15 protein-coding genes are annotated in these 14,600 nt (G+C 69.9%); 8 read left to right on the top strand and 7 right to left on the bottom strand.

Annotated features, from left to right (window positions below; translation table 11 throughout):
* Positions 1-2: 2 nt before the first annotated feature.
* On the top strand, positions 3-2,588 hold the full coding sequence (locus OF819_RS01720; RefSeq protein ID WP_267241445.1) for an FHA domain-containing protein: 2,586 nt from the start codon (positions 3-5) through the stop codon (positions 2,586-2,588).
* A gap of 166 nt (positions 2,589-2,754) precedes the next feature.
* Here the strand turns inward: OF819_RS01720 and OF819_RS01725 are convergent, their stop codons facing one another.
* From OF819_RS01725 to OF819_RS01735, 3 genes are all read right to left on the bottom strand, one after another.
* Positions 2,755-3,462: a transglycosylase SLT domain-containing protein gene (locus OF819_RS01725; RefSeq protein WP_267241446.1), complete on the bottom strand. Its 708-nt coding sequence runs from the start codon at positions 3,460-3,462 to the stop codon at positions 2,755-2,757.
* Positions 3,463-3,742: 280 nt separating this feature from the next.
* Positions 3,743-4,837, bottom strand: a complete 1,095-nt coding sequence (locus OF819_RS01730; RefSeq protein ID WP_267241447.1) for an S-adenosylmethionine:tRNA ribosyltransferase-isomerase — start codon at positions 4,835-4,837, stop codon at positions 3,743-3,745.
* A 20-nt stretch (positions 4,838-4,857) separates the two neighbouring features.
* The gene (locus tag OF819_RS01735; RefSeq protein WP_267241448.1) at positions 4,858-5,553 is read right to left on the bottom strand and encodes an SDR family NAD(P)-dependent oxidoreductase; all 696 of its coding nucleotides are present in this window, start codon (positions 5,551-5,553) and stop codon (positions 4,858-4,860) included.
* Positions 5,554-5,735: 182 nt separating this feature from the next.
* Between OF819_RS01735 and OF819_RS01740 the strand changes: the two genes are divergently transcribed.
* The 3 genes from OF819_RS01740 (at position 5,736) to OF819_RS01750 (ending at position 8,105) form a co-directional block, all read left to right on the top strand.
* A complete protein-coding gene (locus OF819_RS01740; protein WP_267241449.1) occupies positions 5,736-6,887 on the top strand; it encodes a GAF domain-containing sensor histidine kinase in 1,152 nt (383 codons plus the stop codon).
* A 97-nt stretch (positions 6,888-6,984) separates the two neighbouring features.
* Positions 6,985-7,632, top strand: coding sequence for a response regulator transcription factor (locus OF819_RS01745; RefSeq protein WP_323748885.1), 648 nt, complete (start codon positions 6,985-6,987; stop codon positions 7,630-7,632).
* A gap of 233 nt (positions 7,633-7,865) precedes the next feature.
* Complete coding sequence (locus tag OF819_RS01750; protein WP_267241450.1) at positions 7,866-8,105, top strand: chaplin; 240 nt, start codon at positions 7,866-7,868, stop codon at positions 8,103-8,105.
* Positions 8,106-8,199: 94 nt separating this feature from the next.
* Here the strand turns inward: OF819_RS01750 and OF819_RS01755 are convergent, their stop codons facing one another.
* Positions 8,200-8,991: a hypothetical protein gene (locus tag OF819_RS01755; RefSeq protein ID WP_267241451.1), complete on the bottom strand. Its 792-nt coding sequence runs from the start codon at positions 8,989-8,991 to the stop codon at positions 8,200-8,202.
* 135 nt (positions 8,992-9,126) lie between these two features.
* Here OF819_RS01755 and OF819_RS01760 point away from each other — a divergent pair, with 135 nt between their 5' ends.
* The 3 genes from OF819_RS01760 to OF819_RS01770 all read left to right on the top strand — a co-directional run bounded on the left by OF819_RS01760 (position 9,127) and on the right by OF819_RS01770 (position 11,518).
* Entirely contained in the window at positions 9,127-9,918 is a 792-nt protein-coding gene (locus tag OF819_RS01760; protein WP_267241452.1) for an ABC transporter ATP-binding protein, read from the top strand.
* A gap of 111 nt (positions 9,919-10,029) precedes the next feature.
* A complete protein-coding gene (locus OF819_RS01765) occupies positions 10,030-10,461 on the top strand; it encodes an NfeD family protein (protein WP_267241453.1) in 432 nt (143 codons plus the stop codon).
* A gap of 85 nt (positions 10,462-10,546) precedes the next feature.
* Positions 10,547-11,518 (top strand): SPFH domain-containing protein, encoded by a 972-nt coding sequence (locus tag OF819_RS01770; RefSeq protein ID WP_267241454.1) that lies wholly within the window; start codon positions 10,547-10,549, stop codon positions 11,516-11,518.
* Between the two features lie 78 nt (positions 11,519-11,596).
* Here the strand turns inward: OF819_RS01770 and OF819_RS01775 are convergent, their stop codons facing one another.
* From OF819_RS01775 to OF819_RS01785, 3 genes are all read right to left on the bottom strand, one after another.
* Positions 11,597-12,121: an HNH endonuclease gene (locus OF819_RS01775; protein ID WP_267241455.1), complete on the bottom strand. Its 525-nt coding sequence runs from the start codon at positions 12,119-12,121 to the stop codon at positions 11,597-11,599.
* A 150-nt stretch (positions 12,122-12,271) separates the two neighbouring features.
* Complete coding sequence (locus OF819_RS01780; protein WP_267241456.1) at positions 12,272-12,808, bottom strand: YbhB/YbcL family Raf kinase inhibitor-like protein; 537 nt, start codon at positions 12,806-12,808, stop codon at positions 12,272-12,274.
* 41 nt (positions 12,809-12,849) lie between these two features.
* Complete coding sequence (locus tag OF819_RS01785) at positions 12,850-13,632, bottom strand: sporulation protein (protein ID WP_267241457.1); 783 nt, start codon at positions 13,630-13,632, stop codon at positions 12,850-12,852.
* 102 nt (positions 13,633-13,734) lie between these two features.
* Here OF819_RS01785 and OF819_RS01790 point away from each other — a divergent pair, with 102 nt between their 5' ends.
* Positions 13,735-14,376, top strand: coding sequence for a DNA-3-methyladenine glycosylase (locus OF819_RS01790; RefSeq protein WP_267241458.1), 642 nt, complete (start codon positions 13,735-13,737; stop codon positions 14,374-14,376).
* Positions 14,377-14,600: the final 224 nt, after the last annotated feature.

Genomic DNA, 14,600 nt, shown 5'->3' on the forward strand with positions numbered 1-14,600 from the left:
TAGTGGGGCATGGAGTGCCGGAACTCGTACTGGAATTGAACGGAAGGACCTGGACTCTCGATCCGTCCAGGACATACACCCTGGGACGTGATCCGCAGGGCGATCTGGCGGTCGAGGACGCCAGGGTCTCGTGGCGGCACGCCACCCTCAGCTGGGGCGGCCGCAGTTGGGTGATCGAGGATCACGGCAGCACCAACGGCACCTATGTGCACGGTCAGCGGATCCATCAGATGGAGATCGGCCCCGGCACAGCCGTGTACTTGGGCAACGCCACCGACGGCCCGCGGATGAGTCTGTCCGCCGCCGCGCCCGCGCAGCAGGCGCCCGCGCCGGCGCACGCACAGGCGACACAGGCGGCCCCGCCCCAGCAGCAGGGCTGGCAGCAGCCGCCCCCTCAGCAGCCGGCGCAGCACCAGCCGCAGCATCGGGCGGCGCAGCACCAGGCCCCGCCCCACCAGTGGCAGCAGCCTCAGCAGCACGCCGCCGCTGCCGCCGCGGCGGCGCAGCATCAGGTGCCGCACCAGCAGTCGGGCCACGCAGGGTCCGGCGCCGCCGCGGGGGCGCCGCCGGTCTACGGCGACCGCAGCCCGACCACGTTCCACCAGCTCGCCCTCGGCCGTGTGATGCGCATCGGCCGTGCGCTGGAGAACGAACTGGTCGTCTCGGACCTCCAGGTCTCGCGCCACCACGCGGAGTTCACGGCCACGCCGGACGGCCGCTTCGAGATCCGCGACCTCGGCTCCCACAACGGCACGTATGTCAACGGCCAGCCGATGGCCAAGTCCTCCTCCGTCGTCATCGGCCCGAACGACATCGTCGGCGTGGGCCACTCCGCCTTCCGGATCGTCGGCGACCGCCTGGAGGAGTTCGTCGACACCGGCGAGGTCTCCTTCTCCGCCCGCCATCTCACGGTGACGGTCGACGGCGGCAAGCAGATCCTCAAGGACGTCAGTTTCGGCGTCCCGGAGAAGTCGCTGATCGGCGTCATCGGCCCGTCGGGCTCCGGAAAGTCCACGCTGCTCAAGGCGCTCACCGGCTACCGGCCCGCCGACCAGGGCGATGTCCTGTACGACAACCGCAGCCTCTACAAGCAGTTCGCCGAGCTGCGCCAGCGCATCGGTCTGGTCCCGCAGGACGACATCCTGCACAAGGAGCTGACCGTCCGCACCGCCCTGAGGTACGCGGCCAAGCTCCGCTTTCCCGGCGACACCGCCGCGGCGGAGCGCGAGGCCCGCATCGACGAGGTGCTGCGCGAGCTGAAGCTCGACATCCACAAGGAGAAGAAGGTCACCGCCCTCTCCGGCGGCCAGCGCAAGCGCGTCTCGGTCGCCCTGGAGCTGCTGACCAAGCCTTCGCTGATCTTCCTGGACGAGCCGACGTCCGGCCTCGACCCGGGCATGGACCGCGATGTCATGCAGCTGCTGCGCGGTCTCGCCGACGACGGGCGCACCGTCCTCGTCGTCACCCACTCCGTGGCCGAGCTGGCGCTGTGCGACAAGCTCCTCGTCATGGCCCCCGGCGGCTCCGTCGCCTACTTCGGCCCGCCCGACGAGGCGCTGAACTTCTTCGGCTACAGCACCTGGGCCGATGTGTTCTCCGCCTTCGAGAACTACCGCGACTACGACTGGGCCGGACGCTGGAAGGGCTCACAGCACTACCAGCTCTACGCCGCGGACATCGACGCGGTCGCCGCACAGTCCGTAACGATGCCGCCCGCCCAGGCGATGCGCCCGCCGAAGCCGCAGGGCTGGTTCGCCCAGCTGTGGACGCTGATGCGCCGCTATGCCTCGGTGATCGCGTCCGACAAGGGCTTTATGGCCCTGATGGTGATCCTGCCGGCCGTCCTCGGCCTGGTCTCCGTCGTCATCCCGGCGGACTTCGGCCTCGCCCCGCCCACGCCGCCGAGTAAGTTCAACGGCGACGCGGGCACGATCATGCTGATCCTCGCGGTCGGCATGTGCTTCTCCGGAGCGGCCAACTCCGTACGAGAACTGATCAAGGAACGGGTCATCTATGAACGGGAACGGGCCACCGGTCTGTCCCGGTCGGCCTATCTGATGTCCAAGGTGATCGTTCTCGGTCTGATCACCGCGCTGCAGGGCGTGATCATCTGCGGCATCGGCTTCGCCAGCCGCGAGCTGCCGCCCGAGGGCCTGGTCATGCCTCCGGCCGTCGAGATCTGCCTCGTCGTCATCGCGCTCGGCTTCACCTCGATGATGTTCGGCCTGGTCATCTCCTCGCTGGTGAAGACCGCAGAGAAGACCATGCCGCTGCTGGTGATGTTCGCGATCGTCCAGGTCGTCTTCACCGGCATCCTGTTCCAGGTCTACGACTCGCCCGGCCTGGAGCAATTCGCCTGGCTGATGCCGTCCCGCTGGGCCATCGCCGGCGCCGCCACCACGCTCGACCTGTCCCGGCTGATGCCGCCGTGGGACCCGAAGAACCCCACCAACTTCGACCCCCTGTGGGAGCCTGCCGCGGGCCAGTGGGGCCTCAACCTCACCATCCTGCTCGCCATCGGCGTGATCTGCGGCATCGCCGTCGCCCGTCTGCTGCGCCGCCACGAGCCCGAGGTGATGCGCAAGTAACCCGCCGTCCGACACACATGCTGCACGCCGAAGGGCGGCACCCCTGCTCGGGGCGCCGCCCTTCGGCACAAGCGGCGTCGGCGTGGAGAGGCGACGCCGCCTGCGTCCGCTCAGTTCGCGTGCCTCTCTCCGCTCGCCTGCTCAGTTCGCCTGCTCAGTCCGCCGCTCAGTACGGGCCGTTGACGTTGTCGATCGAGCCGTACCGGTCGGCCGCGTAGTTGGCGGCCGCGGTGATGTTGGCGACCGGGTCGTACTGGCTCTTGGCCGTGCCCGGGACGTGGTACGCGTCGAACGTCGGCTTGATGACCTGCAGCAGGCCGATCGAGGGAACGCCGTTGCGCGCGTTGATGTCCCAGTTGTTGATGGCGTTCGGGTTGCCGCTGGACTCACGCATGATGTTGCGGTGCAGACCCTCGTATGTGCCGGGGATGCCGTGCTTCTTCATGATGGCCAGGGACTCGCGGATCCAGCCGTCCAGGTTGTTGGCGTAGACCGGCTTGCGCTCGGCGGCGCGGCTGGCGGCCTGCTCCTTCTTGCGCTTCTCGGCGGCGGCCTTCGCCTTGGCCTTCTTCTCGGCCTCGGCCTTCTTCTTCGCCTCAGCCTTGGCCTTGGCCTCCGCCGCGGCCTGCTCCTTGGCCAGGCGGTCGAAGACCGACTGCTGCTCGGTGATGCTCTTCTGCATCAGCGGGGCCGTCTCCGCACCCGCAGTCCACGCCACCGGGGCAGCCGAGAGCTCCTTCGTCTGGGCGCCGGCGGAGGCGTTGCCCGGGACGAGCGAGAACGCGAGGGCGGCGGCGCCGACAGCGGCGACACCGGCGATCGAGAACTTGTGAGTCTTCTTCAGGCGACTATGGCCGGGCGTGGACGCAGACATGCAGACGTACCTCTTCGAATAGCGCGGGGGGTCGCAACATGCCGGGCGGCATTCCGCTCATCGGCGGCGACCGGACGCAATTCTTAGCGGCCGCAAAAACCTGTGGCAAAGGTGTGACGTACGATGCGGGATAGTGGATCAGGGCGTACGAAAGACGCCCTTTTCCGGCTCTGGCCCCCGCTCACATCGTCTTTATGTCTCCACTAGCGCACTTCGTAAGTGATGTGCGTCCTATGCGCGGGCTCACATCGAGCGTGTAACAACCTCACCGCCTGTTGCGTCAGCAATTCAAAGGGTGAGGAGTGTCATCCCGCAGTATGAGGTGGCTGTCGCCGAACTCATGCCAGAGATAGAGATGCTCCAGCGCCTCGGTATAACCGCGCCACAGCGCCTGACGGCCCGCGATCGCCTCCAGCATCAGCAGATGCGAGGCCGCGGGCTCGTGCAGCCCGGTCAGCAGCCCGTCCACCGCCCGCACCCCGCGCCCCGGCGTGATCACCAGATCTGTCCAGCCCGACGCCGCCCGCACCACGCCCCGGCCGTCCACCGCCGTCTCCAGCGCCCGCACCGCGGTCGTCCCCACCGCCACCACACGCCCGCCCGCCGCCCGCGCGGCGTTCACCAGCCACGCCGTCGTCGCCGGCACCTCGAAGCGCTCCGGATACGGCGGCTCATGCGCCTCCGCCGACGCCACCCCCGTATGCAGCGTGACCGGAGCGAACTGCACCCCACGGCTCACCAGCTCCGCCACCAGACCCGCCGTGAAGGGCCGCGCGGCCGACGGCATCTCCGCGGAGCCCGAGCCATCGGGGGAGGGCAGCGCGAACACCGTCTGATACGCGCTGAGCGGCTGGTCCCGCTCCGTGTACCCGTACCGGATCGGCCTGCCGTGCCGGCGCAGCAGCCGCTCCACATCCACCGGAGCATCCGCCCACCACAGCCGGTCGGCCCCCGGCGCGAGCGGCCGGCGCAGCACCAGCCGCGCCCCGCCCCGCAGCCGCACCACCGCCCCCGCCGGGCCCCCGGGGCGCGGCACCGTGCTGCCCGAGCCGTCGGGCGTCCGCAGCTCCACCGCCCACCGCCCGTCCTCGCCCCGCGTCGAGAAGTGCACCACCACCGGCTCCCCGCCCGCCTGCTCGACGCCCACGCGCGCGTCGACGGCCGCCGGCAGCGTGGGCGAGGTATTGACCACCAGCACATCGCCCGCCCGCAGCTGCCCCGGCAGCTCGCGGAACACACGGTGCGACACCTCCGCGCCCCGCGACACCAGCAGCCGCACATCGTCACGGCCCGCGCCGCGCACCTCCGGCGGCACCCGGGCCGACAGCTCCGGCGGCACACTCAGCGATTCCAGCGTCCCCAGCACCTTCGCCACCCCTCTCACACCTCCCTGGCTCACCGTGCGTCCAGCAGCGCCCGCGCCGTGTGCCGCCCGCTCGCCGGCCGCCCCTCCAGCAGCCGCAGAAACCCCGGTACGACCGACTCCGGCGCCGGCCGCGGATCACGGTCGTCCGGCACGGCCGCCGCATACAGCTCCGTCGCCATATCGCCCGGGTCCACCGACCACACCCGCAGCCCCGGCTCCTCCACGGCCAGCACCGCCGCCAGCTGGTCGAGCGCCGCCTTCGACGCCCCGTAACCGCCCCACGTCTCATACGCCTCAGCCCCGGCGTCCGAGCTGACCGCGATCACCGCGCCCGCCGCGGACGCCCGCAGCAGCGGCAGCGTCTGCTGTACGAGCCCCAGCGCGGCCACCACATTCGTCTCCAGCGCACGCCGCAGCCCCGCGAGCGGCAGCCCCTCCAGCCGCACCAGCGGCTCCGCACCCAGCGCGCTCGCGTTGCTCACCAGCAGATCCAGACCGCCCAGCCGCTCGGCCGCGGCCGCCAGCTCCGCACGGTGCGCCCCGTCCGTGACATCCCCGGACAGCGCGGTCACCCGCACCCCGTGCTCCCGGGCCGCGCCCGCGCTCTCCTCAAGTGGTCCGGCTGACCTGGCGTCCAGCACCAGATCCCAGCCACGCCGCGCAAGCGCCCCGGCAAGCGCCCTGCCCAGTCCCTTCGAAGCCCCCGTGATCATCGCGACAGGCATGCCGTCCATCCCCTTCCACGCCCCGATTGCTGTGACGGACCCAGCCTCGGCCCGCCGCACCGGCCTTCGCCTCGTCCCCCGGCCCCGATCCGGCAGGGCACTTCGGCCTAGGCCCGCAGCCCCAGCCGGCGGCCGTCCCCAGGCGGATACGGACTGTCACACCCCGCCGGTACGGTGAACTCATGAGCGATCGATCCAGCTCCGGCCTCGCCGCCGTGAGCACCGCGCTGCTCGCCATGAGCAGACATCTGGAGGTGCGCGACGTCCTGAAGACGATCGTCGCCTCGGCGCGCGAGCTCCTCGACGCCGAGTACGCAGCCCTGGGCGTGCCCGACGACCACGGAGGCTTCGCCCAGTTCGTGGTCGACGGCGTCAGCGACGCCCAGTGGAAGGCGATCGGCCCGCTCCCGCGGCAGCACGGCATCCTCGCCGCGATGCTCCACGAGGCGAGGCCGCAGCGGCTCGCCGATGTCCGCAGGGATCCCCGCTTCGGGGGCTGGCCCTCCGCCCACCCCGATATGTCCGACTTCCTGGGTCTCCCCGTCAAGGACGGCGACGAGATCATCGGCGCGCTCTTCCTCGCCAACAAGCGCTGCCCCCGCCCGCCCGGCGGGGACGGCTGCGGCTTCACGGAGGACGACGAGGAACTGCTCTCGATCCTCGCCCAGCACGCGGCGATCGCCCTCACCAACGCCCGGCTGTACGAGCGCAGCCGCGAACTCACCATCGCGGAGGAGCGCTCCCGGCTCGCCCATGAGCTGCACGACGCGGTGAGCCAGAAGCTGTTCTCCCTGCGGCTCACCGCACAGGCGGCGGCCGCGCTCGTCGACCGCGACCCGGTGCGCGCCAAGGGCGAGCTGAAGCAGGTCGCCGAGCTGGCAGCCGAGGCCGCCGACGAGCTGCGCGCCGCGGTGGTGGAGCTGCGCCCCGCCGCCCTCGACGAAGACGGTCTCGTCAACACCCTGCGGACGCAGATCCACGTCCTCGACCGCGCCCACACCGCCCGGGTCAGCTTCGACAGCAGCGGCATCCGCGCGCTGCCCGCCTCCCAGGAGGAGGCGCTGCTGCGCGTCGCCCAGGAAGCCCTGCACAACGCCCTGCGCCATGCGGAGGCCGACGAGGTCCGGGTGGCCCTGGTCCGCCGCGACGGCGGCACGCTGCTCAGCGTCACCGACAACGGCAAGGGGTTCGACCCGAAGGCCGTGCGCCGAGCCGGCCGCCATCTGGGACTGGTCTCCATGCGGCACCGCGCCGGCGGCGTCGGCGGCAGACTGACCGTGCAGTCGACGCCAGGCACGGGCACGACGATCGAGATGGAGGTCCCCGGTGGGTGAAGACAAGAGGGGCAGTGCGGAGCACTTCGGCAGAAGGGCGGCGGTGGGCGACGGGAACAAGAGGGGTAGTGCGGAGCACTTCGAAAGAAGGGCGGCGGTGGGCGACGGGAGGGCGATCAGAGTCCTGTTGGTCGACGACCACCAGGTGGTCCGCCGGGGCCTGCGGACCTTCCTCGAAGTCCAGGACGACATCGAGGTCGTCGGCGAGGCCGGCGACGGCGCGGAAGGCGTCGCCCGCGCCGAGGAGCTGAAGCCCGACGTGGTGCTGATGGACGTCAAAATGCCCGGCGTCGACGGCATCGAGGCGCTGCGCAAGCTCCGCGAGCTGGGCAACGGGGCCCGGGTGCTGATCGTCACCAGCCTCACCGAGCAGCGCACCGTCGTCCCCGCCCTGCGCGCGGGCGCGTCCGGCTATGTGTACAAGGACGTCGACCCGGACGCGCTGGCCGGCGCCATCCGCTCCGTACACGCGGGCCATGTGCTGCTCCAGCCGGAAGTCGCCGGCGCGCTGCTCTCCCAGGACGACCCCGCGAACGGCACGGGCCGCGGCAGCACGCTCACCGAACGCGAGCGGGAGGTCCTCGGCCTGATCGCCGACGGCCGCTCCAACCGCGAGATCGCCCGGGCGCTCGTGCTGTCCGAGAAGACCGTCAAGACACATGTGTCCAACATCCTGATGAAGCTGGACCTGGCAGACCGCACCCAGGCGGCTCTGTGGGCGGTGCGCCATGGCCTCACCGGCTGACCCCGCCGGCTGCCCGCCGGGCGCCCCCGTCGGCTGACGCCCGCACCGCCCGGCCGCCGAAGACCGGTCAACGCACAGGACGGCCCGCGGGTTGTGCAGATCGTCGCCCTGCGGTCAGAGATTCATACCGTCGTGTGTATGTCACCCATGTGGCGCATCCAGATCGAGCCGGGGCCGTTCTCCATGGCGTGCCGCGACGGACGGTCGCGGCGAATGCCTAGGAGGATTTCGAAGTGAAGAACCTGAAGAAGGCCGCGACCCTCACCATGGTGGCCGGAAGCCTGGTCGCCGCCGGCGCGGGTGTGGCCTCCGCCAGCGCCCACGCTGACGGCTACGCCGAGGGCTCCCCGGGCATCGGCTCCGGCAACCTGGTTCAGGCTCCGGTTCACGTCCCGGTCAACGCCTCCGGCAACACCGCGACCGTGATCGGTGCGCTGAACCCGGCCTTCGCGAACCACTCCGTGAACCACTGACGCCGCACGCCGCCTGCGCAGTGACCACCGGACCCCGGCCCCTCCCGCCGGGGTCCGGTCTGCTGCGCTCCTTGCCGCGGAGAGCCGCCGCGAGCTACCGCGCCCCGCGCTCCCGCTCCTCCACATAGGCGTTGTACGCGGCCACTTGAGCGCGCCGGGCCACCCGTTCCACCGGACGCAGCGCCGCCACCCGCGCCGCCATCTCCGATGCGCTCACCGCACCGCCGTGACCGTTCTCGTACGCGACCGAGATCAGCAGCCCGATCCGCTGGGCCAGCTCCAGCACCCGCGCCGCCCGCGGCGGATATCCGGGCGCCAGCGTCTCGCCCGGCCCCCGCGCCGCGCGCGCCCGGTAGGCGTCCACCGCGGCCTCGGCCACCGGCCCCGACGCCGCCACATCCAGCCGGGTCAGCACCTCCGTCGCCTCCCGCAGCGCCTCCACGAGCTCCCGCTCCGCCTCACCGAGCGAAGGCACGTCCGCGGGCGGGGCCTCCCGCGCCGGCAGACAGTGCCAGACGACCTCGACATGCACATCCCCCTCGGGACCTGCCTCGTACACCTCGGGCACCAGCCCGTACGCGGCGCCCACGGCGACGACCGCCTCCCCGGCCTGAAGCGCCCGCGCATTGAACTCCGGCGGACCGCTGAGCCCCAGCGGATGCCCCGGCGCGGGCAGCGCCACCCGGTACCCGGTCACCCCGAGACCCCGCAGCCGCCCCAGCGCCAGCGTCAGCCCGACCTGCGCCGCCTCGCCCGGCAGCCCCTCCACCCGGTGCACCGCATCGTCGCCGACGACGGCGAGCGCCGCCTCATCCGGTGATACAAGTCCGGCCAACAGGGCATTTCCCCAAGCGGCCAGCCGTCCTGAGCGTGGTTCCGATTGCATGGACCCAGCGTAGGTACCGGGCCTGCGCACGGAGCCACCCGACCGGTGGCGTAGGTTTGTCTGGGAGCCACGCCCACAGGCGGACAAAAGGCCCCCCAACACCTCAAGACGATTGCATGGGGAGACAACGCGCTCATGAGCGATGTACTGGAGCTGGTGGACGTATCCGTGGTCCGCAACGGACGCGCTCTGGTGGACGACGTCTCCTGGTCGGTCAAGGAAGGCGAGCGCTGGGTCATCCTCGGACCCAACGGCGCCGGCAAGACCACCCTCCTCAACATCGCCTCCAGTTATCTCTTCCCCACCACGGGCGAGGCCCACATCCTCGGCGAGCGCCTCGGCCGCGTGGACGTCTTCGAGCTCCGCCCCCGCATCGGCATGGCCGGCATGGCCATGGCCGACAAGCTCCCCAAGCGGCAGACCGTCCTGCAGACCGTGCTCACCGCCGCCTACGGCATGACCGCCACCTGGCGCGAGGACTACGACGCCGTCGACGAGGAGCGCGCCCGCGCCTTCCTCGACCGCCTCGGCATGACCGAGTATCTGGACCGCACCTTCGGCACCCTCTCCGAGGGCGAGCGCAAGCGCACCATGATCGCCCGCGCGATGATGACCGACCCCGAGCTGCTGCTCCTCGACGAGCCCGCGGCCGGCCTTGACCTCGGCGGCCGTGAGGACCTGGTACGCCGCCTCGGCCGGCTCGCCCGCGACGCCTTCGCCCCCTCCATGATCATGGTCACCCACCATGTCGAGGAGATCCCGCCCGGCTTCACCCATGTGCTGATGATCCGCCAGGGCAAGGTGCTGGCCGCCGGCCCGGTGGAGACGGAGCTCACCTCCCGCAACCTCTCGCTCTGCTTCGGGCTGCCGCTGATCGTCGAGCACCAGGGCGGCCGCTGGACGGCACAGGGCCTCCCGCTCGGCTGAACGGGCGCACCCCCTTGGTCATTCGACGCGCCGCATAAACCCGCAGCACATCACCTCAGAGCGAAAGACGACCCCTGTCCCGACCACGACCGGCGGTCCTACCATGACCAGGTGGATATCGACGCGTGGGTGTGGTGGCTGATCGGCGCGGTCGGACTGGGCATTCCGCTCGTGCTGACCACTATGCCGGAGTTCGGCATGCTGTCGGCGGGAGCGGTTGCCGCGGCGGTCACCGCCGCGCTGGGCGGCGGCACCGTGCTCCAAGTGCTCGTCTTCGTCGCGGTGTCCGTGGCCCTGATCGCGGTCGTCAGGCCCATCGCCAGCCGCCACAGAAGCCAGCGCGGGGGAGAGTTCGCCAGCGGAGTCGATGCACTGAAAGGCCGTCAGGCCGTCGTGCTGGAACGGGTCGACGCCGCCGGGGGCAGGATCAAGCTCGCCGGCGAGATCTGGTCGGCACGCGCCCTCGACGCCGACATGAGCTACGAGGCTGGCCAGCAGGTCGACGTCGTCGAGATCGACGGTGCCACCGCGGTGGTCATGTGACGGAACGAACCATCCCCACACCAGGCCGAGTTCTGAGAAACTCGATCACCGGATTTATACGGCAGCGAAGGGCACAGGGAACGCGATGCAACCGATCATCATCGTCCTGATCATTCTGGTGGTGCTGGTCTTCATCGCCCTGATCAAGACGATCCAGGTCATCCCCCAGGCCAGCGCCGCCATCGTCGAACGCTTCGGACGCTACACCCGCACGCTCAACGCGGGCCTGAACATCGTCGTCCCCTTCATCGACTCGATCCGCAACCGCATCGACCTGCGCGAGCAGGTCGTGCCCTTCCCGCCCCAGCCGGTGATCACCCAGGACAACCTGGTCGTCAACATCGACACCGTCATCTACTACCAGGTCACCGACGCCCGCGCCGCGACCTATGAAGTCGCCAGCTATATCCAGGCCATCGAGCAGCTCACCGTCACCACCCTGCGGAACATCATCGGCGGCATGGACCTGGAGCGGACTCTGACCTCCCGCGAGGAGATCAACGCCGCCCTGCGCGGAGTCCTCGACGAGGCGACCGGCAAGTGGGGCATCCGCGTCAACCGCGTCGAGCTGAAGGCCATCGAGCCGCCCACCTCCATCCAGGACTCGATGGAGAAGCAGATGCGCGCCGACCGTGACAAGCGGGCCGCGATCCTCACCGCGGAGGGCATCCGGCAGTCGCAGATCCTCACCGCGGAAGGCGAGAAGCAGTCCGCGATCCTGCGCGCGGAAGGCGAGGCCAAAGCGGCCGCGCTGCGCGCCGAGGGCGAGGCCCAGGCGATCCGTACGGTCTTCGAGTCCATCCACGCCGGCGACGCCGACCAGAAGCTTCTCGCCTACCAGTACCTCCAGATGCTGCCGAAGATCGCCGAAGGCGATGCCAACAAGCTCTGGATCGTGCCCAGCGAGATCGGCGACGCCCTCAAGGGCCTCAGCGGCGCCATGGGCAACATGGCCAACTTCGGCCCTCTCGGCGGCAACGGCGGGAGTGGCGGCAGCGGCGTCAAGTCCGCCGCGCCCACCGGTACGGAGCGCCGCGAACAGCCCACCATCGACTGACGTGCGGTGAACATGGCGAGGCCCGTGCGAGCGCAACCCGGCAGGGGCTCACACGGGCCTCACTCCGCCCGCAGGACTCTACGCAGCAGACTGCGTGACGACAGGCCGTGCCGTCAGCCACTCCGGCAGCGCCGCACGCTCACCCGCCCGCAGCCCCAGCAGCATCGCCTCGGCGGGCGAGGGCACAAACGGCCTGTGCAGCAGCGGCATCCCCGCCTCCTCCGGCGTACGGTCCGCTTTGCGGTGATTGTCCGCCGCGCAGGAGGCCACCGTGTTCAGCCAGCTGTCCGTGCCGCCGTGCGACTTCGGCACCACATGGTCGACGGTCGTGGCCCGCTTCCCGCAGTACGCACACCGGTGCTGGTCCCGTACCAGCACACCTCGCCGCGACCACGGCGCCTGTCTTCGGAACGGCACCCGGACATAGCGGCACAACCTGATCACCTGCGGCACCGGAAGATCGACCTCGGCGCCACGCACCCGGAGCCCCGGATGAGCCTGCTCGACGACGGCCTTGTCCTGAAGCACCAGAACGACCGCACGGTTCATCGTCACCGTGGACAGCGGCTCAAAGCTCGCATTCAGCACCAGCGTGTCACGCACCACGCCCACCTTCCGTAGTCAGCCCGGCCCTGTTGGCGGACCTGGGGCTGGATCAACTCTGGCCGGGTGCGCTGAGATGGACAACGCAATAAAAAAATGCCCTGTCCTGGTCTCCTCAAGACCAGGACAGGGCAAACAACAGGCGAACGATCAGCCCCTCGAAGGCCCTTCGTACTCCCCGATGAGCTGAGCACGGGCGATCGTGTGGAACCGCAGATTGAAGCCCACGACAGCCGGTGACACATCCGCGCCGGGCCCGAGCTTCGCCTGGTCCACCGCGTACACGGTGAACACATACCGGTGGTTCTCACCCGCCGGCGGCGCCGCACCTCCGAAGTCCTTCGACCCGTAGTCGTTGCGCACCTGGACGGCCCCCTCGGGCAGCCCCTCGAACTTTCCGCTGCCCGCTCCCGCGGGCAGCTCCGTCACCGACGCCGGGATGTCGAAGAGCACCCAGTGCCAGAACCCGCTGCCCGTCGGAGCATCCGGATCGAAGCAGGTCACCGCGAAGCTCTTCGTCTCCGCGGGGAACCCCTCCCACCGCAGATGCGGCGAGGTGTTCCCCTTCGCATAGACCTGAGCGTCCGCCAGCTTCGCCCCCGGCGCGATGTCATCGCTCACCACCGTGAACGACGGCACCGCCGGATGAAAATCATGCGGAAGGGGCGGCCTCTTGAGCTCCGTCACGTCTCAACCTCCGAATCGGATACGACCGGTCGGGTCCGAGCCTAGAACCAATTGCGGCGTCCGCCGACCTCCGCCAGCCACTGGTGGAGATACGCAGCCCAGTCGGTGGACTGGAAGTCGTGGTGGCTGACGGTGAAGGCCTTGTACGAGTCGCTGCCCTCGGTGAACAGACCCGGCTTCTTATCCATCTCCAGCACGACGTCCATCTCACGGTCATCCGCCACGAACGACAGCTCGACCTGGTTGAGACCCCGGTACTGCTCCGGCGCGAAGAACTCGATCTCCTGGTAGAAGGGCAGCTTCTGCCGCGTGCCCCGGATGTGCCCGCGCTCCATGTCCGCGCTCTTGAAGCGGAAGCCCAGCTGAATGAACGCGTCCAGGATCGCCTGCTGCGACGGCAGCGGATGCACATTGATCGGGTCCAGATCACCCGAGTCCACGGCACGGGCGATCGCCAGCTCCGTGGTCACACCGATGTTCATCCCGCGCAGCTGCTGCCCCGCAACCGCCGTCACCGGCGTCTCCCACGGGATTTCCAGACCGAACGGCACCACGTGCACGGCCCCGGGCTGCACCTGGAACGCCCCGCCCAGCTGCTGCTTGGTGAACTCGATGTCCTGCTTGTACTCCTGGTCGCCGCTCTCGACCTCGACCCGCGCCTGCAGCCCGACGGAGAGCGCCTCGATCGCCTGCTCGACCGAACCGCCCTCGATGCGCACCTCACCCTGGACGACACCGCCCGGCACCACGTTGGCCTCGGTCAGCTCCGTCTCCACCGACGCCCCGCCGGCACCCAAGCTCGCAAGCAGCTTCTTGAAGCCCATGTTCACTCCTCCTAGGTCCTGACCTCTACATACGCGCGATGACCGTAGCCGGTTCCATGACTCCCAGCGCCGGGCCGTCATTCCCAGGTACGCTCGGACGCCATGATCGAGAGCCCCGACCGTACGCCGTTGCCCCGGGACTTCTTCGACCGCCCTGTACTGGAGGTCGCACCCGAGCTCCTCGGCCGCACTCTCATACGGCTCACCGCCGACGGCCCCATCGAGCTACGCCTCACCGAGGTCGAGGCATACGCGGGCGAGGTCGACCCGGGCTCCCACGCCTACCGCGGGCGTACGGCACGCAACGCAGTCATGTTCGGTCCGCCCGGTCATGCGTATGTCTACTTCACCTACGGCATGTGGCACTGCCTGAATGTTGTGTGCGGCTCTGAGGGAAGAGCGAGCGGGGTCCTGCTGCGCGCAGGTGAGATCCAGGTGGGGGCGGAACTGGCCCGCAAACGTCGAGTCTCGGCCCGAAACGACAGAGAACTTGCCAAAGGCCCCGCCCGCCTCGCCACCGCCCTCGGCGTCGGCCGCGATCTGAACGGCATGGACCTCTGCGACGGCCCTGACTCACCACTGACCCTGCTGCACGGCAGCCCGCCAGACCCTGACCAGGTATGCAGCGGGCCCCGCACAGGAGTGGGCGGCGACGGCGCCCATCACCCCTGGCGCTTCTGGATCGCTGACGACCCCACGGTCAGCCCCTATCGGGCCCATGTGCCCCGCCGCAGGTCGACTTGACTCTGCCTGCCGTGACGCCTAACGTAGCCCGAGCCGTTTGAGACGGGGCACTGCTCATCAGCACCCCCGAAGACGGCCATCCACTACTCATGGTCAGCCCAAGCGGGTGTGGTTTTGGCGTGCCGAAATCAGGTCCGGATGGCTTCGTGTGACTCAATTATGAGTCGCCGGAGAAATCGGCTAACGTAGTGAAAGCCGAAAGGCAGCCGAAAGGCAAAGGCCCG

The sequence above is a fragment of the Streptomyces sp. PR69 genome, assembly GCF_026420845.1.
In the GTDB taxonomy this organism is placed as follows: Bacteria; Actinomycetota; Actinomycetes; order Streptomycetales; family Streptomycetaceae; genus Streptomyces.